We start from the raw sequence: 25,334 nt of genomic DNA, 5'->3' as shown, positions 1-25,334 counted from the left end.
CTTGTCTTCTTTATGTAGCATGGTGGCCTCCTTTTTTTCTATTTTACTATAATTGAGGCGGATGCTGTTTGATGACACAAAAAAGAGGGGGAATCGGATGATTCTCCCTCCTTTGTCATCACTCTGAAAGCGGCCCGAAAGCCGCTTTCTATATTATTCGTCGTAGGAATCGGGAAGGTCGTTTTCGAAGAGCACCACGTCGCCCACTGCGGCCACATGGCCCAAGGAAGCCGTGGCCTCATCGAGATTTTTCGCCACGATCATCTTCTCTTCGCTGAAGCCCGCGTCCATCAGGCCCTTTTGAATGGGCGCCGTGCGCTTTTTGCCCACGAGAATGGCCACGTCGCAGACCCCTGCGATTTCCTTACCCAGTTTGTAATTTTCTTCCTCTTCCATATCGCCGAGTTCCACCATGCCCGGCGTGACGATGATCTTCTTGCCCTTTTCGAATTGACTCAGCACATCCAACGCCGCCCGTGCGCCCACGGGATTGGAGTTAAAGGCGTCGTCGATGACGATGATCCCCGTGCCCCCGTCCACGATGTTCAGGCGGTGTTCCACCGGCTCTACTTTGCCGATGCCCCTAGCCACGGCCTCAGGCTCCATGCCGAGCACGTAGCCCACGCTTGCGGCAGCGAGGAGATTGGAAATATTGTGCTTGCCTAAAAGCTTCGTTTCCGCCTTCACTTCGCCCTTGTCCTTAAAGCCCAGGGTGAAGGAGCTGCCCCGTTCGTGAACGGCAATGTCCTTGGCATAGACGTCGAGCTTTTCGATGGCTTCCATGCCGTAGCGAATGGTGCGTTTTTTCGTCTTGTCCGCCAAGGGCTTCACGTAGTCGTTGTCGTAATTAAAAATGGCGATGTCGTCGTCGGCCAAGGCTTCGATGAGCTCGTACTTGGTCTTTTGAATGTTTTCGATGGTCTTAAACAGATGCATGTGGGTGGGCCCGATGGCGGTAATGATCCCGATGGAAGGCTGCACCAGCTCCGCCACTTCGGCAATTTCCCCGGGCTCTTTGGCGCCCAGCTCGGCGAGGAAGATCTCGTCTTTCTCGTCCAATTCGTTGTTGATGACCTTGGAAAGGCCCATGGGCGTGTTGTAAGAAGAGGGCGTGTTTTGCACGACAAAGGCCTCTTCAAGGACGGTGGAGGTGATGAATTTCGTGGAAGTCTTGCCGAAACTTCCCGTAATGCCCACGACCTGCAGGCCCTTTTCCTTCAGATCCCGCACCTTTTTCTGCGCCGCGTCGTAAAAGCCCTGATTGATCTTCATTTCCTTGGGATAATTGATCCGATTGGCATAAATCAATATCACGTATTGGAAATAGTAAATCCCCATGCAGATGAGGGCGAAGACCACCGTCGCCAAGGTCGGCGATGCGCCGTAAGCGGCCACGGAGGCGAGAAGGGCCACGAGAAGGAGCAGGCGATTCAATAAGCGGTGCACATTGAAGAGCCGCGTGGCCCGATCCGTCATTACCAGAGGCGTCTTTTCCGAGGTAGGGGCGTAGCGGAAGGCTTTAATCTTGTCGCCGTTTGCGCGGATCCACGCCTTGTACTCCCCTTCGTTGTAGCCTTCCAACTGAAGCATGTGCAGGGGATAGAGGGCCCGCTCGTTAAACACCTTGTAGAGCGCGAAGCTCAGGGCCAGGTAAATGGCGAAAAACATCACGAAAGAAACTGAATGATACATAGAGACTCCTTATAAAAATGAACGCAACACGGCGTCGAATTGGCCGTAGGCGTCGAGATAACTGTAGTGCCCGCCTTTTAGGACCACGAGGCCCGCTTCGGGAATTTTTTCTTCAAACACCTTCCCCATGGACAGGGGCGTGGCGTCGTCTTCGTCGCCCCAGATCAACAGAGTGTCCGCCTGAATCTTCGGGAAGTATTCTTCCGTGGACTCGTTTACCACCTTCACGAAGACCTTGCGCATAATCCCATCCGCCGCTTTGTAGTCGTCGGAACCGAATTTCTTGTAAAAACGCGCCATGGCCGCATCCGTATCCTGCCAGAAAAACAGCAGTTTGTAGAGCTTCTTCAAAAACTTAAAGGTGTAAACCTTCCTATAATAAGTAAAGGACCGCTTGGGCAGCACGCCCGAGGCGTCCACCAATACCAGCTTGTCCACCTTTTCGGGATAGAGGGCGGCGAAGACGGTCAATGTCTTTCCGCCGAAGGAATGGCCGACGCAGGTGGCCCGGGCGATACCGTAGTAATCGTAGATCTTCTTCAACAGATCCACGTAATCGTCGCCGCCGATCACCTCATCCGGTTCGTCGCTATCCCCGTGGCCCAAGCTGTCGTAGGCGATGACCCGGTAGCGATCCTTCAGGCTGCCCACAATGGGCACGACCGATTCGATGTTTGCGCCCCAGCCGTGCAAGACAAAGGCCACATTATCTCCCACCTTCGTGTCCAGGACGGCAATCTTTTTCCCGTCGATAACGATAAATTCTTTCTCCATGGCTTCCCCCTTAAAAACTGATTATACCATAGGAGCCGCCGCGGGCCGAGGCCGTCGACGCATTTTTATAAAATTGCGGTCCTTGAAACCCTTTGCTTAATACATATTGTATACAGTAGTGAAAATTGTAGACATTGTTTTTTCCTGATGTTATGATTGTATTCAAAGAAATGTCTCTTAAGGAGGTTACAGAATGGAATTTTTATCTTTAAAAGACCACGTTTATAATTTTATTGCCGAACAGATCCGTCTCGGCAAACTAAACTCCAACGAAAAAGTAAACGAACAAGACATATGCCAGCAATTAAACATCTCCCGTACGCCGGTTCGCGAAGCGTTGATTCAATTAGCCGCCGACGGCTTCTTGGACTCCGCTCCCCGCAGAGGCTTTCGGGTAAAGCCCCTCACGAGAAAAGAAAGCGAAGACATCTACCGCATTCTCGCGCCCTTGGATGCCCTGGCCGCGAAGCTCGCCGCCAACTACCTAACCCCGGAAGATTTAAAATCCATGGACGATTTAGTTGAGCTTATGGACTTTCACATCGATCGCTTCCAATTCGACGAGTATTTTATTTTGCAAGAGCGCTTCCACGATATCTACATCGAAAAGTCCCACAACGAAACCCTGATTAACACCATCGACCGACTCCAACGGCGCTTCATTCGCCAAGGCCACGACATGGGCAGCAACGAAGAGTTTCAAAAGCTTTTGCACGACACCAATCAACAACACTCCCACATTACGGATCTTTTCCGAGAAAACAAAATTGAAGAGCTGGAAGATTTCCTCGCCCACACCCATTGGACCTATCACTTTTCCGAAGTGGGTCAGACAGCCACAGACGACTAAGTAAAATACAGGGCGAGTCCCTGTATTTTTTTATGGAGGATGACATGACCATTTACATGAACACCATCGCCTACGATTCGCCGGCCCACGAGGCAGCCATCGCCCTGAGAAAACACATCCTTTTTAATCCCTACGACGAAGCCTTCGACGACGCCCGAAAAACCTGGGACCGGGACAAGATCCTCTACGGCCTTTTCGACGACGACGATTTAATCGGCGCCGCCGTGACGAAAACGACGGAGGAAGGCCTCCACGTGGAGGAAATTCTCGTGGCCTACGACAAACAGCGCCAAGGTCTGGGTAAGCAGATGCTGGCCTTTTTGGAAAACCGCCTGGAAAAAGATCAGGTCCTCACCGCCGAAGGCCCCCTCTCCGCCCGCGCCTTCTACGAAGCCTGCGGCTTTCAACCGAAATCCAAATACCGCGGCCCGAAAGACCGTATGCGTTTGGATTTCGAGAAAAAGGTGACGGGAAAGACGAAAAATCCCATTCCCCTTTTCGAGCATCGCCAAAACCTGCCCCTCATGTATTTCACCATGGGCACGAGAGATTTCGAACTGATTCCCGTGATTCGCAACCACTTCCCCAAGGAGCACCTTTTCGTCGTCGATCTGTTAAGAGACGACGCCCCCTGGCTGGATCTTGCCAAAGAAACCAAGCGCCGCACGGGGAAATACACCTTTATCGCCCCGGCCCTCTACGGCAAACGCGCCTTTCGCCCGCTCGACGACTTCGACCTACCGGCGAAATGTGCCGCCGAAGCCGATCGCCTGAGCAAGAGCAAAACCGCCCTTTTAATCGGCACCGCCGATGAATTTTCCGCCAATGCTTATCGGGCGGTCTTCGACTCCCAAAGCGCATCCCTCTCCACGGTGGAAATGGTTCTGGAAGCGGAAGATCTGCGGGGGGCCCACAATCTGGATGCGGATTTCTACAACAGCTTCGCCGAAAAAATCGACGCCTTAAAGGAAAATCCCTTCGACACCCTGGCCGTCATCGACGTGCCCTTCTCCACCCAGGCCGACGCCATGGAAAAGTTTTTAGAAGAAACCCTTGCGAGAAAGCTCGCAAAAATCGACGTCTTCGACCTCTTCGTCACAGGCCTTCGTCGCGATTTGTTGGAGAGAAACCTTTTGCGCCACGACGCCACGCCGGGACAGCTGGTGATCTTCTCCGAAACGCCGGATCGGGCGCGGGCGGAACTAAAACGCGTCCACCCGACGGAATTGAGCGCGAAAATCGAGACCATTCGATGATTCTCTTGATTCTCGCCGATCTAGATAACGCCATCGCAAAAGACGGCGAGCAGATCACCTTTATCCCGGAAGATCTGGCCCGCTTCAAGGCCCGCACCACAGGCCAAGTGATCCTTATGGGCAGAAAGACTTTGGAAAATGCGGGAAAGCTTCCCCATCGCATCACCGGCGTCATGACGCGGAAAAATTTGTCCGACGAAGAAGATGTCTTTTACTTTTCCTCGGAAGAAGAGCTGGACGAAAAACTCGAGGCCTGCGGCGACAGAAAAATCTATCTCGTCGGCGGCGCCGGGATCATTAAAGCCCTCTTTCACCGCATCGAAGAGGCCTACATCACGCGGGTCAATTACCGCTCCGGTGGCGATGTAAAGATCCCCTCCTTGGAAGATGATTTCGATTTGGTGGAGACCACACCCATCACCGAAAAGGCCGCAGAAGAACATTGGATACGGAAAAAATAAACGCAAGAAAGGCAGAGAACCGAATCGTTCCCTGCCTCTTTTTATGCTTCGCAACATCCCTCCCGAATCGAATCATAAAAGACCGTCCTGTCGATCATTTTTGTATTCCATTATAAAAATACAGGTAAAAGCGTTTAAAACTATTCGGTTTTCCAGTATACTTAGATATGAATTAGGAGGTATACATACGATGAAAGAATACTCTGTCCGCGAACTGGTGTTCACGGCCCTATTTATCGCCCTGGTCTACGTCTTTACGTGGCTCGTGAAAATCCAATTGCCCTTCGCCCCCAACGGCGGCCTGATCCACCTGGGGAATGTGCCCTTTTTTATCGCCTGCATCTTTTTTTCCAAGCGGGTGGGCATGCTTTCAGGCGCACTAGGCATGGGCCTCTTCGATCTGACCAGCGGTTGGGTGGCTTGGTCGCCGATGACGGTGATCTCCGCACTGATTATGGGTTATATTATGGCCACCTTAAACACACGGGACTTCCGCTTAAGCCGCTACGTCCTCGCCGCCGTTTTGGTCACCGTCGTGAAAGTGCTCACCTACTACATCGGCGAAGCCATCATGTTCAAATCCCTCTTGGTCCCCTTGGCCAATATTCCGGGAAATGTGCTGCAAATCACCGTTTCCGCCATTATCGTCGGCGTCCTTATTCCGCCCATGAGCCGAATCTTAAAAGACGTCAAGCTGTAATTTCATCCATCGAATAAGGCAGAGAACGTAATCGTTCCCTGCCTCTTTTTATTCCCCCTTCTTTTTTCTATCTACGATCCCGCTTAGAAGCAGAAGCACAGCGAGAAACGAAAATCTACAAATCGCGCACCCGATCAACTAAGGTCTTTTTGCTTTTGCTTTCGTAATAAGCCAACACAAAAACCACCCCGATTAAGGCGTTTACGCCATGCACAAGGAATAATGGCCACCACGTACTCTGAACGTCAAGCCACATCGCCTGCTTCATCGCACGTTTTAGTAGAGAATTGCCCACACAGGCCATGAAGAAAGATGCCATAAAAAAGCTGCAAACAGAATAGATAGCTGTCTTCGCCGCCAAATAGACCTTGAGCTTTTTTCGGGTCATTCCTACGGCTTCCAAAATCGCCAAATTACGCCGGCTTTTCAGTACCTCTGTGGCAATGATGTTGATAAAATTTAAGATGGAGATGAGGAAAAGAACGAAAGCAAGACTGTAACCGGCAAGCTCGATTAAATGCTTCGTGTCTTCAAATGACTTTTCTTGCTTCGCTCTGGAATCGTAAGAAAAATCCGCTTTCTTCTCCATTTTATCCAATGCGTCATCAAAGTCTTTTTTCGACTGCTTCTCAATGTCAAATCCGTAAGACATCAAACTTGAATCCTTCATCCATGCCCTATAGCTTTTTGGAGCGATGTATAAATATACGCGATCACGCGCAGGATTCGTTTCACTCACGGGGAGATCTTTCTCTTTCCCCACTTCCATGAAATAACGTAGCCCGTTGGAAAAGTTATAGGGAATTTTTCCCATGACCGTCAATACCCTCTCTTCGCCCTTTACCGTCACATGGATTTTTTCTCCAACGGAAAAGGGGCTTTCGCCGCCTTGCTCAATCCCGAGAATAACGCTGTCTCCCTCATTCCAGCTTTTTTCATCGAAGTGACCTTCCAAAAAGGACTGTTTTTTCACTAAATACGGATCCATGCCGAAGAGTACGGAAAAAACAGTTTCTCCCTTTATATTTACCTCCGGATAGGCACTCTCGTAACCTGCCCCGTAAATGCCTCCGCCGCCGACAAATCCGGGCTGTAGCTCAATTTTCCTGCAATACTCCGGGTCCAACGCTGCGTCCATACCAAGATACTCGTACCGAAAATAGGCGGGGCTCGCCACATTGTAGTCGGTCGTAATCGTATCGGAGAGGCCTTTTTTTATGTCCATATTTGTCGTATAGGTCAATACAGATGTAAAGATGATTGATGCCAATGCCATGGACAATACCACGGATGTAAATCGCCCTTTTCTATGAAAGACTTCCCGAACAGCCAAACGTACGAGCGAAAAACTGTGACGGCTTTTATAATTTCCCATGACCGTATCAGTATACTGCGCCCCGTGAATCGGAGGAACTTTCTCCGCCAAACGCGCCGGCCTGAAGATGGAGAGATATACAGTACACACGGTGACGACGGCGGAAACAATGCCCACGCCTGCGAAAAACGCAACATCGGGTCGAACGTTCGCCAGCATCGCATTTTGTTCAAAGAGGCGATTTAAAATCATCGCACTGATTGCAAATCCTCCGAATTCACCGACGATCGTCGCGGGCAAATCGAGCATCAGGCCTTGAAAATATAAGAGCTGCCTCGTCTGCTTTTTCGTCATTCCCAAGGTTTTTAACAAACCGATCAGGCGCACGTCTTCGGCAACGGATAACTCAAATACTGTGTGGATAATGAGATAGGCGGATAAAAAAATCAAAGACACCATGGCGAGCGCAGGCAGAAAAATCGTGTAGTCAAAATTTTCATCGTTTGAAAAATAGGCGACATTGACGCCTAAACGCAGAGTCTTTTCCCCCGCCGCTCCGGGACTTCCGCCGATCTCATAGCCGGCATCCTTGGCGATGGCACTCAATTGCCGTCGAATACGCCAGGAATGCTTTAAACGAACTTCCATTTCCTGATTATTTGAAGGAATCCCTTGCTCGTCGGCGTAGGCTTTCGATACATAGATTTGCCCGACACCCACATTGGATTCCACAGGACTTTTGTACGTTCCAACGATGACAAAATCATCGTTTTTTCGAGCCAATACTTCCGAAGAAGAACGATCGATCACATGATAGGCCACGTGGATTTTCTCACCGATCTGTCCTTTGTATCCCATCTTCTCCACGGCTTGTTTTTCAACAACGATTTCGTTCTTTTTTCTCGGTAAATGACCGTCCATGTCCTCCATAAGTGCCCACTGAAAGCCCTTTTCATCCAAGTAGCTTATTTCCAAAGGGATCTTCTGATCTTGCGAGACACCAATGAATTGCCTCACGGCGTAGTCGACGATACGCGAATCTCGGGCCAAGGTGCGAATGGCTTTGTCATCGACCTCTTTAAAGCTGCCATGACTTGTGGTGCCAATGGTGCGCATGGTTTGAATTTCCATGCTCTTCACGATGCCAAAAACGATTGAAAAAACAGCTGTAAATAGAAGGGCGCTTAAGGCAATGGATAGGAAGAGGACCCGTCTGCGCCCGGCATTTTCCCTTAGCCGACTAATCGCAATTTTTCTCAGCCACATCCGATTCTTTACCCGCATGGCTTCACACCAACTTCCCATCGGCGACGCGAAGGATTTTACCGGCTCGTTGCGCCACGTCGTCGTCATGTGTAATCATGACGATGGTATGCCCCATCTCGCGATTTATGCTTTGAAACAAGGCCACCACTTCCGCCGAGGATTTCGAATCTAAATTGCCGGTGGGCTCATCCGCCAAAATAAGCGCCGGTTTTCTCACCAATGCCCTGGCGATGGCCACCCGCTGCTGTTGACCACCGGAAAGGGCATTGGGCATTTTATCCAACTGTTCTTCCAAACCTAAACGAGAAACGATGCCTTGCATATAATCCAAGGAAGGCTTTTCGCCGTCTAAACCGAATGGCAAAAGGATGTTTTCATAAACCGTGAGCATGGGAAGTAAATTATATGCCTGAAAGACGAAGCCCACGTGTCTCCGCCTAAAAATTGTTCGCTCATCCTCTTTTAATGCATAGAGGTCCACCCCGTCGATGACGACCTTCCCCTCCGTGGGCATATCCAGGCCGCCTATTAAGTGCAACAAGGTTGATTTTCCCGAACCCGATGCTCCAACTACGGCGACGAAATCGCCACTGTCAATTTGAAAGGACACATCGTCCAGTGCCTTCACGGTGACATTTTCTCCTTCGTAATATCTTTTTAAGTTTTCGACAATTAACATAGCTTCACCTCCCTCTCAGTGTACCAAAGGGATCTTACAAAGGTTTTGCACGCGCTCTTACGATTTTGTAAGAAGGGAAAAGCTTAAAAAGGAATTGTCACTTGAAAGCAAATACGGTTCTCTTCGCACAAGGCTTTCACCGAACCGCCTTCTTGCTCCACAATCTCCCGGGCAATAAACAGACCAAGCCCCAATCCCGGCTTACCAATGGCATTTTTTCCGCGATAAAAACGTGTAAACAGCACTGCCGGGTCTTCATCCGCCATCATTGCCTCATTTTCAACGGTCAAGTGATAGGATAACGTTGTGGGATAGAGGTTTATCCGCACCGAACTACCCTCGGGCGCATATTTTACGGCATTCTCCACCAGATTATGGATCGCTTCTTTCATCCATCGCGCATCCAATTCGACCTTTACATTTTCCAAGGCAAGATCAAAGTCCACCCCTTTCTCCTCTGCCTGTGCTTGAAGCCCCATACATACCTCGCGAACCATCGCATCCATATGGACCGGCTGTTTCTGCAATTTAATCATGCCGCCTTCCAAGCGAGAAGATTTCATTAAATTATCGATTAAGAACTTCAGTTTATGTAATTCTTCATCCATTACGGACAGATATTGGCTTTCGACCTCTTTCTTCAGAAGCTCGTTATAGAGCATTAAATTGGCCAGCGGTGTCTTGGTCTGATGGGAAATATCGGCAACAAGTCTTTCGGTCTTTTCTTTTTCTTCGGCGAGTTTTCTCTCCCGAACGTGATTGGCGCGCAGATAAGCTGCAAGCTTGGATTGTGCCTTGGATCGTTCCTTTTCATCGAATGCGGGCGACTCTTCCACGCCTTCTTCTAAAGCCTCAATCCACCGAGAAAAAGCGCGAAACTCTCGCCGCACACGCCAATCGTCGAAAGCAAAGCACGCGAGAAATAGAATCAAAATACAAATTAGAAAGACCATCGGTAACCTACTCCGAACACCGTTTCAATAGGTTCATGGGGTTTTAGTTTTCCTCGAAGACGACTTATATTGACCGCCAAGGTATTTCCGTCCACAAAATCCCCATCCGCTCCCCAAACTTTATTCATCAATGCCTCTTTGGTAAGAATGCCGCCATCGGATGCCACGAGAAAATAGAGAATGCGCGCTTCGATGGGTGTAAGAACCAATCTCTGCCCCTCATTGGAATAAAGATGCTTCGAAAAATCGAAAGAGAACGGTCCTTTTCCAAAAACCGTCTTCTTCATGCCTTCATCCTTATTTACCCAATGATTGATTTTCGCCTGTAAAATCCCCAGCGAAAAAGGCTTCGTCAAATAATCGTCGGCACCCAATTTTATCGCGGAAATGATATGCGTCTCCATGTCGATGGCAGATACGATAAGCACGGGCACTTGAGAGCGAAGGCGAATTTCTCTGAGAAAATCCAATCCATCCCCGTCAGGCAAATTCAAATCCAAAAGCACTAAATCTGCCCGATCCACCAGACTTCGCCCCTCTGCCAGCGTGGCGGCGGATAGAATCTCCCCCTCATCTGCCAGTGCAATGGCCAGTCCCTTATTTAAGTGTTTGTCGTCTTCTATAATTAAAATCTTTTTCATTCACTCTCTCCTTGTGCCCATATTATAGCAAATGCCTTTTCTGTCCTCGGCTTTTTCTTGCGCAATTTATACACAAAAAGCCCCTATTCCATATAGAATAAGGGCTTTTTCTTACACATTCATCGCCGGTCCATGGTATTCGTTGCTTCCGAAGGCGGGGAAGAGCAAGAAGAAGGGGAAGAAGATGGCGAGAACGGCGAGGAGTGTGCTGCACTCAAAGTATTTCATCATTTTGTAATTGAGGACGGCGGCGTAAACGACATTGACGACGGGCACGGCGAAGAGCAGGGTGTACCAGTAGCTGTCGAAGACGATTTTCGACGCCACGGCCAAATTCACCACGGGAATAATGGCAAGAATACCGGCGTATCTCGCTTTGGAGAAGAGTTTCCACCAGGCGATGGCGGTGATGATGCCGATGCCGGCGAAGAGCGCCGTATTCGACGAGGAGTTCGCGAATTGTTCCATATTGTTCATGATTTCATCCTTTATTTTAAGAGATCTTTGATCACGTCGGATAAGAGCCGGCGCTCTCGTAGGGTAATGCCTTCGATTTTTTGATCGGCGGTGAGGGGCGGCGTGTAGATGGTTTCAAAGCCCATGCGCACGGCCTCTTTGATGCGGCTCGTCATGGCCGGCACTTGTTTCAGCTCGCCGGTAAGGCCCACATCGCCGATAAATAACACATTGGCCGGGATGGGGCGATTGGCCACCGCCGATGCGATGGAAAGGAGGGTGCCTAAATTGGCGGCGCCTTCTTTTAGTCGCAGATTCCCCGTGGTCTTCACCACGACGTTTTTGTCGTAGAGGCCCATGCCGCCCCGCTCTTCCAAAATGGAGAGGAGGACGCCGAGCTGTTCTCTGCGCAAACATTCGGAGATACGCTGGGGATAGGGGGTGAAGCTTTTCGACACCAGGCTTTCGACTTCCACGATCATGCTTCTGGTGCCTTCCCGTACGATGCACATGGCGCTGCCCGGCACTTCGCTCCCCGTCGCCCGCGCGGTCATAAAGTGGGCGGAGGGATTGTCGATGGAGACCATGCCCGCCTCGGTCATTTTGAAAAAGCCCATTTCTCCCGTGGAGCCGAAGCGATTTTTCGTGGCCTGAAGGATGCGCAGCTCGTCTTGCATTTCGTGGTCGATGAACAGCACCGTGTCCACTAAATGCTCCAAGGCCCGCACGCCGGCGAGAGAATCCTGCTTCGTGAGCTGGCCCACGATAAATACGGCCTTCGGGTTTTTCGCGTTTTTCGCCAGGTCCACCAGGCGATTGGCGCACTCCATTGTTTGGGTGGGGGTGCCGGCCCGGGCGGGAAATTCCTCCAAGGTGAAGGTCTGGATGCTGTCCAAAATAATGATGTCGGCGTCCACATCGTCGATCCAGTGGCACACATCGTCCATGGAGGTGCCGGAATAGATCCAGATGTTTTCGGCGATGGCCGGGGCGATGCGCTCCGCACGCATTTTGATCTGGCTCTCGCTCTCTTCCCCGGAGGCGTAGAGCACCCGGTGGCCCTCCTCGGCCAGGGCGTTTGCGATTTGAAAGAGGATGGTGGATTTTCCGGCGCCGGGTTTCGCCGCCAGTATGCTCACCCCGTCTTCCACGATGCCGCCGCCCATGACCCGGTCGAATTCTTCCATGCCGCTTTTCAGTCGCCGCTTGTTTTCGCCGGATACATCTTTCAGCCGCCGGGCTGTGCGATGGGCTTTCGTCCGCCCGCCGGATTTCTTTTCCTCCGACACTTCCTCGAAGGTGTTCCACTCGCCGCAGTTCGGGCACTTGCTGAAGTAGCCGGCGCTTTTGTAGCCGCAGCTCGTGCAGCAATAGGCCTTATGCTTCATTGCCTACGGTCTCCGCCACTTTTTCTTCTTCGAAGGTGAGTCCGCCCTCTTCCACGTCGATGTGAATGGCCTTTTCCTTATGCACCTTGCCGGAGAGGATCTCGTCGGCCAGACGATCTTCGATATTCTTGCGAATGGAGCGCACCAAGGGACGGGCGCCGTATTCTTCGTCGAAGCCCTCCTTGCCGATGTAGTCCACCACGGCGTCGGCGAAGGTGACGGAAAAGTCGTTATCTTCCAGGCGGGTTTGAAGGTCACGAAGCATAAGCTTCACGATTTCTTTCACCTGTTCTTTTTCCAGATACTTGAAGACGATGATTTCGTCGATGCGGTTCAAAAATTCCGGACGGAAGGTTTCCTTCAGGCGGCCCTGAATGGTTTCCACCATTTTGTCGTAGCCCTTCACGTTGCCTTCATCCGGCGCGCCGAAGCCCATGGTGTTTTGCTTTTTCAGCAAGGTGGCGCCCACATTGCTGGTCATAATCAAGACGGTGTTTTTGAAATCAACCGTGCGACCCTGACCGTCGGTGAGGCGGCCGTCGTCTAAAATTTGAAGGAGGATGTTAAACACGTCGGGATGGGCCTTTTCGATTTCATCGAAGAGCACGACGGAGTAGGGCTTTCTGCGCACAGCTTCCGTGAGCTGGCCCCCTTCGTCGTAGCCCACATAGCCCGGAGGCGAGCCGACCAATCGGGAGACGCTGTGTTTTTCCATGTACTCGCTCATGTCCACGCGAATCATGGCGCTCTCATCCCCGAAGAGGGACTTCGCCAAGCTCTTGGCCAAATAAGTCTTGCCCACGCCGGTGGGGCCGACGAAGATAAAGCTGCCGATGGGTTTGTCGGCGCTCTTCAACCCCACGCGGGCCCGCTTAATGGCCCGGGAGACGGCTTCCACCGCTTGGGGTTGGCCGATGACTTGGCCGTTTAACTCGTCTTCCAAATGCACCAGTCGTTCGCTTTCTTCCGCATTCATGGTGGTGACGGGCACGCCGCTCCACTTGCTCACGATTTCCGCAATTTCTTCCTCGTCCACGGTCATGTTTTGGCTGTGTTTTTCCTTGTCCCAATGCTTCTTTTCATCGTCCAGGGCTTCTTTTACCTTTTTCTCCTGATCCCGCACCTTCGCCGCTTCTTCGAAGTTTTGCGACGTGACCGCCTCTTCCTTTTCCTTGGAGAGCTTCTTCAGCTCGTCTTCCAATTCCTTTAAGGCGTTGGGGCTCTTGAAATTTTCCACCCTGAGTTTGCTCGCCGCTTCGTCGATTAAGTCGATGGCCTTGTCCGGCAGGAAGCGATCGTTAATGTAGCGATGGGAAAGTTCCGCGGCCGCCACCAGAGCTTCGTCGGTGATCTTCACATTGTGGTGGGCTTCGTACTTATCTCGAAGGCCCTTTAAAATCAGAATCGTGTCTTCCACCGAGGGCTCTTCCACCATTATGGGCATGAGCCGGCGCTCGAAGGCCGTGTCTTTTTCGATGTGCTTGCGGTACTCGTCGATGGTGGTGGCGCCGATGATTTGCAGCTCGCCCTTGGTGAGGGTGGGCTTTAAAATATTGGAGGCGTCCATGGCCCCTTCCGCGCCGCCGGCCCCGATGACCACGTGAATTTCGTCGATAAAGAGAATCACATCTTCCCGGTCTTCCACTTCGGCGATGACATCTTTCAGCCGCTCTTCGAAGTCGCCTCGGTACTTGGCCCCGGCGATTAAAGCGGAGACATCCAGGGTGTAGATCTCCTTGTCCTTAATAATCTCCGGCACATTGCCTTCCACGATGCGCTGGGCCAGGCCTTCGGCGATGGCGGTTTTCCCCACGCCGGGCTCCCCGATTAAGACAGGATTGTTTTTCGTGCGGCGCACCAAGACTTGAATGATGCGCTCGATTTCGTCTTTTCTTCCGATCACGGGATCGATATTTCCCTGGCGGGCCCGGTCGTTCAAATTGTAGCCGAACTCTTCCAAGGCGCTTTCCGTTTCCAAGGCCTCGGCGTCGGGGTTTTTCCCTTCCACCTTTCGAATGGCCATGTAGATGCTTCGCTCCAAGACCGTAATGTCGATGCCTAAATTTCTAAGGGCCAACACGGCCACGCCCTTACCTTCCCGCAAGATGGCGAGAAGCAAGTGTTCCGTGCCGATGTAATTGTGGCCGAGCTCGTTGGCGATCTCAAGGGCCAGCTCGAAGATTTTTTTCGTGCGTGGCGTGTAGGTGAGGGAGGTTACCGTCGTATCTTCCGGCGCCACGATTTCCGCAATGGCGTCTTTCGCCCGCTCGTAGTTGACGGCCACCTGGCCTAAAATGGACGAGGCGCCTCCCGGTTCTTTTAAAATGCCGAGCAAAATGTGCTCGCTTCCTATATATGAATGGCCTTGTTCCCTGGCTTCCGACTGGGCGAAAACCATGGCCCGTTGACTTTTTTCGGTGAATTTTCCGAACATCGCCATTAAAATACCTCCTTTATAAATCGACGCACCTTGTTAGCGCGGTAAATATTGCTGCTCCTGTCGTCGAGAAAACTTTCCCGCTCCATTTGCAAATGGGCCTTGCCCATGTGGATCACCGCATCGTAAAGATCGAAATCCTGCATGGGTTTTAAGACGGACAGATCGATCCCGAGCTTCATGTGGCTCAAGTGGAGCATGGTCTCTTCGAAGGTGATGATGCGGGCGTTGCGCAAAATGCCGTAGCTGCGCCGCGCCATGTCCTCCAGCTCGATTAAGTGATCCAGATACATTTCCTTGCGCTTAATGCGCTCGAGGGCCGCCACTTCCTGAGAAATGGACTTGGCCCGCTTTAAAAATTCCTCTTCGCTGAGGCCCAATGTGCGCTCGTTTGAAAGCTGATACATGTGCCCCACGATTTTCGAGCCTTCGCCGCGCATGCCCCGAAGGACAAAGCCCATGCGGGTAATGGAGCGCTCGATTTTATCCATGCCCAAGGTGTCCAGGGCCGGGAGATGCAACATGCATCCGGCCCTGAGGCCCGTGCCCACATTGCTCGGGCAGGCTGTCAGATAGCCCAGGGTCTCGTGAAAAGACACGGGGAGCTTTTCCTCGAAGAAGCGGGCCAGTGCGGCCACGGCGTCGTATTCTTCGTCTAAATGGAAGCCCTTTTTCATGGCCTGAATCCGCAGGTGATCTTCCTCCATCATCATGACGGAGCGGTGATCGTCTGCGAGGAAATAGGCGCCGCGGTCTCTGTTTTTTAATAGGGCCATGCTGATTAAATTTTCTTCCAAATCGTAGAGATTTTTCAGGGACCCGTCTTTTAATTCGTAAAGGGTCCAAAGATCCTCGTGTTCGTGAAGGGCGCCTGTGATCTTCTCCCGAAGGTCCTCGGCCTGATCCAAGGTCATGGCGCCGGGATAGGGATAGCCCTCGATGTTTCGCGCCAGGCGAATGCGGGATGTGAGTAAAATTTGATCTTTATCCATGGCGCTCATCCTTTATGGCCTTGATTTCATCGCGCAAGATAGCCGCATCTTCGTAGCGCTCTTCCGCCACGGCGGCCTCCAGGCGTTCTTTCAAAGCCTGTTCCTTTTGAGATGCTTCCCGATCTTTTCTGAAGGCTTCGGGCATGGCCCCCTCGTGGCGTTCGGCCCCCTGCATGCGGGGCAGGAGGGCCTTGAGTTCTTCGGCGAAGGTGTCGTAGCAGCTGTCGCAGCCGAACATCCCCGTCTTTCGAAACTCTTTTAAACTGCGTCCGCACACCGGGCAGCTCCGATCGTCTTCCGCGCCCTCGTTTTTTCCGTGAAACAGAGAGAGCAGCTCCTGAATCATGGGCTGAATGTCCATGGGCGGAATTTGCGAGGACGGAAATTGCTTCGCCAAAAATTCCTGGAAGCAAGAGGGGCACACGTGCTTTTGTCCCACGTCGTTTCCTTCCACCACGGTGTAGGTTATTTTCGCTTCATTTTCATGACAGTGTTCACAAAGCATGGTGCACCTCCTTATGAAAAGATACCCAATAGGATATTTTGTAAAAGATCGGCCCGCACGCCGTTGCGCTTGTCTCCGGCCGCTGCCAAGGCCCGGTCGGAAAGGGTGAGCCCCAAGAGGTGGCGCTCATTTTCCGTCACATAGTTCATCTCCTCCAGGGTGTCCAAAATCTGATTGGCTTTGGACTGGGTAATGCTTTTGCCCACGGCTTCCGTGAGCCGGTCGTAGAACTCGGCGTCGCTCTTGATTTCCACCTGGACGATGCGAATAAAACCGCCGCCGCCCCGCCGGGACTCCACAAAAAATCCCTGCACCGGCGTAAAGCGGGTGGTGAGGACGTAATTTATTTGGCTGGGGGCACAATTAAAATGCTCCGCCAAAACATTTCGCTTTATTTCGATCTGCCCTTCCCTTTCCAGCAAAAGGGCGCGCAGATAATCTTCGATATGATTGCTAAGACGTGCCATAACTGCCTCCTATCTGTTTTCAGTATACGTTTATAGTCAAAGAATGTCAAGATCAGGAGACGCGTCGCGTTTTCTTTCGGCTTACATAAAAACGCCCTCTCGGCGAGAGGGCGTCGCGTTTATTTGTTTAACTCAGGGTCACGTACCCACCCATCCTTCGACACGTCGTATTTGTAAATGACGCTCTCGTTTAAATCCAGGTGGTAGCGGTCAATGGTGACGATATGATCCGGATAATCTTCGATCAAATCGTAGGCGTAGATGTGTTTCTCCGCCAAACCGTTGCGTTTAGGCGATAAAGATTTGATCAATTTAAAGGGCGGCTTCTTGTATTCCGCCGGCAGTTTGTTATACAACCATGCCCCGGCAATTTCATCGTCGGTCTTGGCCACATCGCCTACGATAGATACCGTGGAGGTCGCGTCGTCCCAGGAAATGTTTTGATCGAAAAGTTCCACCACGGCCCGCAGAGGAATGAAGGTTCGGTCCTCTTTAATGATGGGCTTTAATTCCAAGTTCACAACCTTGGCCCGATTCAGATACCCGTCCACATCGGTCATGGTAAAAGTATCCTTCGTCGTCGCTTCATAGAAAGCGGACACGTCCTTTTTTTCGATGACCAGCGCCCGGGGCGCGTCCGTTTTCAAAACGAGGGCTTGCTCCGGCTTGTTTGTATCGAAATTCATCTTCGTCAGCAGAATGTCGCGGCTACCTTCATTCCACAGCACTTGATAGTCCAGGGCTTCGGCGACAAAGCGCACAGGCACCATGGTGCGATCGGAGGCAATAAAGGCAGCGGGCTTCGACACCACCGGCTTTCCGTTTACCGTGAGTTTCACATCTCTTTGGGCATAAGCCATAGAAGGCAGGACCATAAGGGCCAGAGCTAAAACCAACAGATTTCTCTTTTTCATCGTCCACCTCTTTCTTTATTCCTGCATTTATACTTATATTCGGTATACCCATCGCGCACCGTTTCACGCACAAAAAAACAACTCGCCGAAGCGAGTTGTCCAATAATTTGATCGAGTTGGATCGACTACATAAAGATGCCGCCGAATTGTACAAAGAGCGGTGCGAAGACCAAGGAAACGATGGTGATCAGTTTGATCAAGATGTTCAAACTCGGACCGGACGTATCCTTGAAGGGGTCGCCGACGGTGTCGCCGGTAACGGCCGCTTTGTGTGCATCGGAGCCTTTACCGCCGTGGGCGCCGCCTTCGATGAATTTCTTGGCATTGTCCCAAGCGCCGCCGGCATTACTCATAAAGATAGCCATTAAGACGCCGGTAACCAGTGCACCTGCTTGCAAGCCGCCTAAAGCTTCCGTACCTAAGAAGAAGCCGACGACTAAGGGAACGATAACGGCGATGATGCCGGGAACGATCATTTCTCTTAATGCGGCGGTGGTAGAAATGTCGACGCATTTTGCATATTCCGGAGTCGCTTTTCCTTCCATGATGCCGGGGATGTCTTTAAATTGACGACGGACTTCTTCGATCATGGCCGTAGCCGCGTTGCCGACTGCGCTCATGGTTAAAGCGGAGAAGGCGAAGGGCAACATGCCGCCGATGAAGGTCCCTGCGATGACGCCGGGCTTGGAAATGTCGATGCCTGCAAGGCCCGTGGCTTGAATGTAGGAAACGAACAGAGAAAGTGCCGTGAGGGCTGCGGAACCGATGGCGAAGCCCTTGCCGATGGCGGCCGTGGTGTTACCGACGGAGTCTAAGGAGTCGGTAATGTCGCGGACTTCTTCGGGGAGTTCGCACATTTCGGCGATACCGCCGGCGTTGTCGGCGATGGGGCCGTAAGCGTCGACGGCGATAGTGGATGCGGTGGTAGCCAACATACCCACAGCGGCCAGTGCAATACTATACAGGCCGAAGACCGGGTTGGTGTGGCCGCCGCCTAAAGCGTATGCGGCGATGATGCCGATAGCCAATACGATGATCGGGCCTACGGTGGACATCATGCCCACGGAGAGGCCGGCGATAATGTTTGTGGATGCGCCGGTTTCGGATTCGTGTGCGATCCGTTGAACGGGCTTATATTCGTCGGCGGTGTAGTATTCGGTGATCTTGGAAATAATCAAGCCGACGCAGACGCCGATGATGACGGGCCAGAACAAGGTGAATTCGCCGAAAATCATGTTTGCGATAATGCCGGAGACGACGATGGTGACGCCGGATGCAATATAGGTGCCCATGTTCAATGCTTTTTGCGGGTTCTTGTCCCCTTTTACGAAGAACATGGAAATAATCGATGCAATAATACCGATGACGGCGATGGAAAGGCCGTATTGGATCCCCTTGTCTTGAGCAGCCAAGAAGCCTAAGGTAATAACGGAAAGAAGTGCGCCGACATAGGATTCGAACAAGTCGGCACCCATACCTGCTACGTCGCCGACATTGTCGCCGACGTTATCGGCGATAACGGCCGGGTTTCTCGGGTCGTCTTCCGGAATACCCGCTTCGACTTTACCGACCAGGTCGGCACCGACGTCTGCGGCTTTGGTGTAGATACCGCCGCCGACACGGGCGAAGAGGGCGATGGACGATGCCCCCAAGGAGAAGCCGGTGATGATTTCAGCATCGCCGAACCACAGGTAGAAGACAGAAATCCCTAAAATACCTAAACCGACGACGACAAGGCCCATAACGGCACCGCCGGAGAAGGCGATATCCAGAGCTGCCGCCATGCCCTTTTTGTGGGCGGCGTTGGCGGTACGAACATTGGCTTTGGTGGCCGTGTTCATGCCGATGTAGCCGGCGGTTACGGAGAAGATGGCGCCGACGATAAAGCAGATCGCGGTGCGCCAACCGATAGCGAATGTTAAAACAGCGGCCAATACGACGACGAAGACGACCAGCGCCTTGTATTCCCGTTGTAAAAAGGCCATGGCTCCTTCGTGGATATAGCCGGAGATTTCTTTCATCCGATCGTTACCCGGATCTTGCTTTCCTACGTAGGAAGATTTCATAAGACCGAATAAAATAGCTATAATACCGACGATGGGAGCGATGAATAAAATATTAATATCCATGATTCCTCCTGATTATTTCGTAACTGCGACGAGTAAAATAGTGGCGACAAAAAAGATTGTCGACGAAACCATCGTAATGCGCTTGAGCATTTCCTTGCGGCTGGTCCCGCGATTGGATCCCCATTCCGACGACGGCGAGCTACCGTCTAAGGTACCCAGGCCCACTTGATTGGATTCCTGTACGACGATGGCGCAAATGGTTGCGATGGCCGACAGGGCGACTATAATGCTGATAAATGTAGTCAAACTAACACCTCCTCGATCCAAACTATCTATCAATAACATTACTATCCTAACATAATCCATTCTGTAATGCAATTAGAAGCTGCCGCGAAAAGGCTTGTTTTACGCATTTTACTGGTCAGTTTCGAATTAAAAGGCTATACTTTTCTTAAAGGAGTGAAGCCATTGAATCAAACCTATCCCTATACGTCGAAACGCAGTTTAACCTACGGCCGCGCCATGGCCCTGGCATCCAATCCCTCCGCTGCCGCGGCGGGCCGAAAGATTTTAGAAGCGGGGGGCAATGCCGTGGACGCCGCCATCGCCATGGCCGCCGCCCAGGTGGTGGTCGAGCCCACCTCCAACGGCCTCGGGAGCGATCTTTTCGCCATCGTCGCCATGAACGATGCGCTCTACGGCTACAACGGCAGCGGCAAAAGCCCCGCCGCCATTTCCCTCGCCGCCATGAAAGAAAAAGGCTACGACGCCATGCCGGATTTCGGCATCGAAGCCGCAGGGGTCCCCGGCGCCGTGCGCGCCTGGGCGAACATTCACAAAAAACACGGCCGCATGCCCTTTAAAGAGGTGCTTGCCCCTGCCATAGAATACGCCGAGAAGGGTTTCGTCCTCTCCCCCACCGTGGCGCGGCTATGGGCCATGGAGCTCGAAAAAAGAAAAGCCAATCGAGGTGCGCTTTACGACGGCTTTTGGGCGCAGTTTTCCTATGAAGGGGAGGCGCCGAAGGCGGGGGATGTGATTACTTTTCCGGACATGGCCCGCACATTAAAATCCATCGCAGAAGACGGTGGGCGCGATTTCTACGAAGGGCAAATCGCCGAAAAAATCGATGCCTTTATGAAAGCCCACGGGGGCTTTATGGGCAAAAGCGATCTCGCCGCACAGGAAACATTAGAGGTAACGCCCCTCTCCCTTTCTTTTGAAGGAGCGGAAGTGTGGGAGCTGCCCCCGAACGGCCAGGGCATTTCCGTTTTGATGGCTCTTGAGATCTTAAAGCATAAGCCCACGATCCCCGACGACGGAAAAAGCGCCCACCTCATCGCCGAGGCCATCAAGCGTGCCATGACCGATGCGGCGAAATACGTGGCCGATCCCGAATACATGTCCCTCTCTCCGGAGGATCTCTTAAATCCCGAATATCTGAAAAAATCGAGCGACGCAATCGGCGATGCGGCGGAAATCGTGCGCTACGGCAATCCATTGGACCACTCCACGGTCTATTTCTGCGCGGGCGACAAGGATGGCAACATGGTCTCCATGATTCAGTCCAATTACGACGGCTTCGGCGCGGGCATCGTCGTACCGGAGACGGGAATCTCTTTAAACAACCGCCTCTTAAACTTCACTTTCGAAGAAGGCCACGACAATTGTTTGGCCGGGAGCAAGCGCCCCTACCACACGATTATCCCGGGCTTTTTGACGAAAGAGGGCAAGCCCTACGGTGCCTTCGGCGTTATGGGCGGCTTTATGCAGCCTCAGGGCCACGTGCAAACTCTCCTTCAACTCTTGCGCTACGGCCGAAATCCTCAAGCGGCTCTCGACGCGCCCCGCTTTATGTGGACGGGAGATAAAGACCTCGTCGTGGAAGAGGACTACGACGGGGATGCCGTGGAGGAATTATTTCGCCGGGGCCACCGGGTGATTCGCCCGCCCCACGATCTGGACATGGGACGGGGCCAATACATGCTCTACGACCGCGAGCGAAAAATCTACATCGGCGGCACGGAAAAGCGCTGCGACGGCACCATTTCCGTGACAGATTAATTTCTTTACACGCCTTTGTTCTGCTAATATAATAAGGATGAGAGGTGATATCATGAAAGAATGGAAAACGACGCTTTTGCTCATTGCTGAATACTTTATCGTCCTTCTCGCGGTAAACTACTTCGTTTCCAAGTGGCTCTACGGCCATTGGCAATTCAGAGATTTTTATACGAATATCTATTATTGGATCTTTTTGGGAGCCGCCTTCTTTTTCAAAATCCTCTTTTCCGCTATCCGCAACCATTTTAAGAAAAGCGACACAGGGAAAAAAAGTTAATTTGACGCATTCAAAAACCGGAGACAGTTTTTAGAGTGACCCCATAAAGTTGGACTTAATCGAGTAAGCATTTCCCTTACTCGATTTTGTTTTACATAACATTCGTTCTATGCAGATTGCATCTGTTCACGGTACTCTTTCGGACTCAAGCCTCCTAACTTTTCTTTGATTCGATCACTGTTTTATTTCTAGAGCGCAATAACCCTTCATCGCCAAAATATCTGTAATTATTCACCCATAGTCTAAGAACAGATTTTCAATTTGGTATTTCATTGCCAAGTCACGGTAACTTGACTTCCCGGATAAATATTCCTCGACAATTTTCTTTTTCAACTCATAACTGTATTTTGGCATTAAAAGACCCCCAAAGGTTGGATTTCTTGGTCCCACTTTTGGGGGTCAGCGCAAAAAGCAATGCTAGGATCGTTCTATAGGTAGCTGAAGTTTGAAACACAATGGACAGTACAGGAAAGTTTACATGATTTGGTATAGAAAATAAAGAGTATTTTCATTGCTAGGAACGTAAAGGAAATAAACATTTCCATCTTTTTTGTATTTGTAGCAGCTGGGATGGGAATCTTTTTCTATTTGAGGACCAAGAATAGGTTGAATTTTTTCCTTATAGTCTCTAAGAAAAGGAGTTTCTATTACTTGAGTTACAAATTCTTCAGGGGAGACGGGCTGAACCTTGGGATCCAAGTGTTCCGGGGTCCATTTTTTTATCTCCTCTTCTTCGTAATGGAGAAGGCTAAATCCGCTAGGTTCCCCGCCTTCTGTCCTGAAAATAACTTCTTCCTGGAATCCCTTAGGAAAAGCAAAAAAAGGATAGTTTGTCTGATAATACCTGTTTTTAGCTATATCTGTTTTTGGCCATATAAAAATGGAAAATAGGCAAGCAAAAACCAAGAAGCAAAGGATAAAAATCCAAAATCGAGATAGTTTATGTTTAGTCATCATATAAGAACCCCTCTCTTTTATATTAGTAACTTTTCCACCAGATATTATCGCTTGAATATTATATACTAAATAGTAGAAAGTTACAAAAAATGTATTTAGTCATGAAAGGAGATTTATTATGGAAAAAGTCAGAAGAAGGATCTTATCAATTTTATTAACGCTGCTGATCTTATTCTCAAATTCTGTGGTTACGTTTGCATATTCTCAAGAGGTTCCAGAACCTTTTATCAATGTAGGCACTGACAATATGTCAAACCAAGAACTCGAAATTTTAATTAAGGATATTAGAAATAGCTATTTACAAGAAGGTAAGACGATTGAGCAGGAGTTTGAAAAATATAAAACTCAGGTATTTTCTAGTGAGGAATACCCGAAACAATTGAAACGACTTTCAGATTCAGACATTGTTGAGATGATCGAAATGATTGACATAGAATTAAGCCAAGATGGTACATCAGTTGAACAGGAGTTGCAAGAATTTAAGGTCAATCTTATAAATAATACGAACCTATCTAGTACATCTATTAATCACAATATGACTAATAGATATGCTGTTAGTGCTGCGACAAATGATAACAATAAAGTTTATTTTGCCAATCCTTCTTAGCTTGACTCTCTGAACAGGTATTCTTCGACGATTTTCCTTTTTCATTCATAACTGTATTTTGCCATTAAAAGACCCCCAAAGGTTGGATTTCTTGGCCCAACTTTTGGGGGTCAGTGCATTTGTCTCCGGTTCTTTCTTTGCTCTTACCAAGTGCAAAGGCCCGTGACCTCCTGAAATTTCCATAGGGGCCGAATGAAGAAGCGTTCGTCTTTGTGCGCTTCGAAGGGCAAGGTGTACTCCCCGCCCTCGTTGGTCCAAATGCGGCGGAAGTAATCCTCCACGGCCCGATGCATGGCGGAATTGCGCGCCATTTCCACGACCACGTCCGTTTCCAAATTGTAGTTATCCAAATTGCGGCGAGTGAAATTGCCGCTCCCTAAAATTGCGAGAGGCTTTTCATCTTTGAAATCGAAAACAATCATTTTTGTATGGTATTGCTCGCCTTGGGTGTTGTACCAGCGGATCTGTGCGCTTGGTGCCTTCTCCTTCAGCTCGCTCAGTGCCGGGCGATTGGGGGCGCCGTTTTTTTCCAGACCGAAGGCGTCTTTATTTAAGTCGGCGACGATCTTCACATCCACGCCGCGATTGGCCGCCGCCTCCAAGTCCTTCAGCAGGCGAAATTCCGACAAATAGAAAATGCCGATGTTTATCTTATCGCCCTTTTCGCACTTATTGATGTTCTCCGAAATGGCGTCGTAGATCTTTCCCTCGGTAATCACCTTCAGCCGATCCGGCGACGAGACCTCCTCGGCCCTAAAATCTTTCACGACAGGGGGAAGTTCTTTATAAAAGATGCTTTCCGAGCGGATCAAATCCTCCATGGCCTTCCCGCGAAAGATCGCGGCCACATTGGAGTGGTAGGCGCTGGGATCGTGGGGATTGGCGGAGGCCACCATGGCTTCTTTTTCGGAGATCACCACTTTTCGGTGATTGCCCTTGAAATTCATAAGCTTTAAGACGGAGCGCACCGTCACCTTCTCCCCTTCTTTGGCGAAGAAATTTTTCACGCGGCCATTCCCCGCCGTGCCGAACCACTGAATGTAGGCGCGGTAGATGCCGGAAAACAGGGGATTGGAATCCCGCATGCGATTTAGATCCGTGACCACCACCTCGATGCCGGCCTCTTTCAGCCGCTTTATGTTGGCCTCTTCGTAGGCGCCGTAGAAGTTGTTAATGGGATCCGTCACAAACAAAATGGGCATATCGGGATTTTCTCTCTTCTTTTCGATTAAGAGGTCCGTCATGGCCGCCACCTGTTTCGGGCAGTCCACGTCCTGATCGCAGGTGGCGTTAAAGAGGAAAAAATCCACCATAAGAAATTCCTTGGCCTCGCGGATTATTTCCATCTCCCGATCGAAAATTTTCTGCTCGTGCACTTTCTTGCCGTCTTTTACATAGCTCAAATCGTAAATAAATTCCGCCTCCGCCGGGGCAAATTTGCCGGACACATTGGTTCCCTCGGGATTTTTCGTCGTGAAGCTATAAGCCGTGGGGATCAACCACATAAGAAGAAGAATCCACAGGACACGTTTTTTTCTCGATAATTTCTTCAAGAGGCCCCTCCTTTTTCATCATTATAACAAAAATGCACCGGCCCTCGGCGAAACAGTTTCC

24 protein-coding genes are annotated in these 25,334 nt (G+C 50.8%); 7 read left to right on the top strand and 17 right to left on the bottom strand.

Annotated features, from left to right (window positions below; translation table 11 throughout):
* Positions 1–153 precede the first annotated feature (153 nt).
* Both DG046_RS06315 and DG046_RS06310 read right to left on the bottom strand, forming a co-directional pair.
* On the bottom strand, positions 154–1,692 hold the full coding sequence (locus DG046_RS06315; RefSeq protein ID WP_417878340.1) for a UDP-N-acetylmuramoyl-tripeptide--D-alanyl-D-alanine ligase: 1,539 nt from the start codon (positions 1,690–1,692) through the stop codon (positions 154–156).
* Positions 1,693–1,701: 9 nt separating this feature from the next.
* Positions 1,702–2,466 carry an alpha/beta fold hydrolase gene (locus tag DG046_RS06310; RefSeq protein ID WP_108831653.1) on the bottom strand — a complete coding sequence of 255 codons (765 nt, stop codon included), beginning with the start codon at positions 2,464–2,466 and terminating at the stop codon, positions 1,702–1,704.
* A 193-nt stretch (positions 2,467–2,659) separates the two neighbouring features.
* On the opposite strand from DG046_RS06310, the gene DG046_RS06305 reads away from it, so the two are divergent.
* The 4 genes from DG046_RS06305 (at position 2,660) to DG046_RS06290 (ending at position 5,733) form a co-directional block, all read left to right on the top strand.
* Complete coding sequence (locus DG046_RS06305) at positions 2,660–3,316, top strand: GntR family transcriptional regulator (RefSeq protein ID WP_108831652.1); 657 nt, start codon at positions 2,660–2,662, stop codon at positions 3,314–3,316.
* A 44-nt stretch (positions 3,317–3,360) separates the two neighbouring features.
* On the top strand, positions 3,361–4,572 hold the full coding sequence (locus tag DG046_RS06300) for a GNAT family N-acetyltransferase (RefSeq protein ID WP_159082081.1): 1,212 nt from the start codon (positions 3,361–3,363) through the stop codon (positions 4,570–4,572).
* Positions 4,569–5,033, top strand: coding sequence for a dihydrofolate reductase (locus tag DG046_RS06295; RefSeq protein WP_108831650.1), 465 nt, complete (start codon positions 4,569–4,571; stop codon positions 5,031–5,033). Before DG046_RS06300 ends, DG046_RS06295 begins: the two co-directional genes overlap by 4 nt.
* 190 nt (positions 5,034–5,223) lie before the next feature.
* Entirely contained in the window at positions 5,224–5,733 is a 510-nt protein-coding gene (locus DG046_RS06290) for an ECF transporter S component (RefSeq protein ID WP_108831649.1), read from the top strand.
* A 115-nt stretch (positions 5,734–5,848) separates the two neighbouring features.
* Here the strand turns inward: DG046_RS06290 and DG046_RS06285 are convergent, their stop codons facing one another.
* From DG046_RS06285 to secG, 13 genes are all read right to left on the bottom strand, one after another.
* Positions 5,849–8,401, bottom strand: a complete 2,553-nt coding sequence (locus DG046_RS06285) for an ABC transporter permease (RefSeq protein WP_108831648.1) — start codon at positions 8,399–8,401, stop codon at positions 5,849–5,851.
* Positions 8,337–8,993 (bottom strand): ABC transporter ATP-binding protein, encoded by a 657-nt coding sequence (locus tag DG046_RS06280; RefSeq protein ID WP_108831647.1) that lies wholly within the window; start codon positions 8,991–8,993, stop codon positions 8,337–8,339. The genes DG046_RS06285 and DG046_RS06280 overlap by 65 nt, the downstream gene beginning before the upstream one ends.
* Before the next feature lie 83 nt (positions 8,994–9,076).
* Complete coding sequence (locus tag DG046_RS06275) at positions 9,077–9,946, bottom strand: sensor histidine kinase (protein WP_108831646.1); 870 nt, start codon at positions 9,944–9,946, stop codon at positions 9,077–9,079.
* On the bottom strand, positions 9,934–10,587 hold the full coding sequence (locus DG046_RS06270; protein ID WP_108831645.1) for a response regulator transcription factor: 654 nt from the start codon (positions 10,585–10,587) through the stop codon (positions 9,934–9,936). Before DG046_RS06270 ends, DG046_RS06275 begins: the two co-directional genes overlap by 13 nt.
* A 111-nt stretch (positions 10,588–10,698) precedes the next feature.
* Complete coding sequence (locus tag DG046_RS06265; protein WP_108831644.1) at positions 10,699–11,064, bottom strand: DUF5684 domain-containing protein; 366 nt, start codon at positions 11,062–11,064, stop codon at positions 10,699–10,701.
* A gap of 11 nt (positions 11,065–11,075) precedes the next feature.
* Positions 11,076–12,431 carry a DNA repair protein RadA gene (locus tag DG046_RS06260; protein ID WP_108831643.1) on the bottom strand — a complete coding sequence of 452 codons (1,356 nt, stop codon included), beginning with the start codon at positions 12,429–12,431 and terminating at the stop codon, positions 11,076–11,078.
* A complete protein-coding gene (locus DG046_RS06255) occupies positions 12,421–14,871 on the bottom strand; it encodes an ATP-dependent Clp protease ATP-binding subunit (protein ID WP_108831642.1) in 2,451 nt (816 codons plus the stop codon). Before DG046_RS06255 ends, DG046_RS06260 begins: the two co-directional genes overlap by 11 nt.
* Complete coding sequence (locus tag DG046_RS06250) at positions 14,871–15,860, bottom strand: hypothetical protein (RefSeq protein ID WP_159082080.1); 990 nt, start codon at positions 15,858–15,860, stop codon at positions 14,871–14,873. Before DG046_RS06250 ends, DG046_RS06255 begins: the two co-directional genes overlap by 1 nt.
* Positions 15,853–16,365: a UvrB/UvrC motif-containing protein gene (locus DG046_RS06245; protein WP_108831640.1), complete on the bottom strand. Its 513-nt coding sequence runs from the start codon at positions 16,363–16,365 to the stop codon at positions 15,853–15,855. Before DG046_RS06245 ends, DG046_RS06250 begins: the two co-directional genes overlap by 8 nt.
* Before the next feature lie 11 nt (positions 16,366–16,376).
* A complete protein-coding gene (locus DG046_RS06240) occupies positions 16,377–16,832 on the bottom strand; it encodes a CtsR family transcriptional regulator (protein ID WP_108831639.1) in 456 nt (151 codons plus the stop codon).
* A gap of 119 nt (positions 16,833–16,951) precedes the next feature.
* Complete coding sequence (locus DG046_RS06235; RefSeq protein WP_108831638.1) at positions 16,952–17,746, bottom strand: copper amine oxidase N-terminal domain-containing protein; 795 nt, start codon at positions 17,744–17,746, stop codon at positions 16,952–16,954.
* A gap of 125 nt (positions 17,747–17,871) precedes the next feature.
* Positions 17,872–19,869: a sodium-translocating pyrophosphatase gene (locus DG046_RS06230; protein ID WP_108831662.1), complete on the bottom strand. Its 1,998-nt coding sequence runs from the start codon at positions 19,867–19,869 to the stop codon at positions 17,872–17,874.
* 18 nt (positions 19,870–19,887) lie between these two features.
* Positions 19,888–20,121, bottom strand: coding sequence for a preprotein translocase subunit SecG (secG, locus tag DG046_RS06225; protein WP_108831637.1), 234 nt, complete (start codon positions 20,119–20,121; stop codon positions 19,888–19,890).
* A gap of 162 nt (positions 20,122–20,283) precedes the next feature.
* Here secG and DG046_RS06220 point away from each other — a divergent pair, with 162 nt between their 5' ends.
* Positions 20,284–21,879 (top strand): gamma-glutamyltransferase family protein, encoded by a 1,596-nt coding sequence (locus DG046_RS06220; RefSeq protein ID WP_234411474.1) that lies wholly within the window; start codon positions 20,284–20,286, stop codon positions 21,877–21,879.
* A 52-nt stretch (positions 21,880–21,931) separates the two neighbouring features.
* Positions 21,932–22,156: a hypothetical protein gene (locus DG046_RS06215; protein WP_108831636.1), complete on the top strand. Its 225-nt coding sequence runs from the start codon at positions 21,932–21,934 to the stop codon at positions 22,154–22,156.
* 474 nt (positions 22,157–22,630) lie between these two features.
* Here DG046_RS06215 and DG046_RS06205 read toward each other — a convergent pair whose 3' ends face one another.
* A complete protein-coding gene (locus tag DG046_RS06205) occupies positions 22,631–23,113 on the bottom strand; it encodes a hypothetical protein (RefSeq protein ID WP_108831634.1) in 483 nt (160 codons plus the stop codon).
* Positions 23,114–23,231: 118 nt separating this feature from the next.
* Between DG046_RS06205 and DG046_RS06200 the strand changes: the two genes are divergently transcribed.
* Entirely contained in the window at positions 23,232–23,720 is a 489-nt protein-coding gene (locus tag DG046_RS06200) for a hypothetical protein (protein WP_108831633.1), read from the top strand.
* Between the two features lie 143 nt (positions 23,721–23,863).
* On the opposite strand, the gene DG046_RS06195 is transcribed toward DG046_RS06200, so the two are convergent.
* Entirely contained in the window at positions 23,864–25,273 is a 1,410-nt protein-coding gene (locus tag DG046_RS06195) for a phospholipase D family protein (RefSeq protein ID WP_234411473.1), read from the bottom strand.
* Between the last annotated feature and the right edge of the window lie 61 nt (positions 25,274–25,334).

This window comes from Aedoeadaptatus coli (assembly GCF_900343085.1).
Taxonomy (GTDB): domain Bacteria; phylum Bacillota; class Clostridia; order Tissierellales; family Peptoniphilaceae; genus Aedoeadaptatus; species Aedoeadaptatus coli.
The sequence above is the reverse complement of the archived record's forward strand: the minus strand, read 5'-3'. Positions and strand labels throughout refer to the sequence as shown.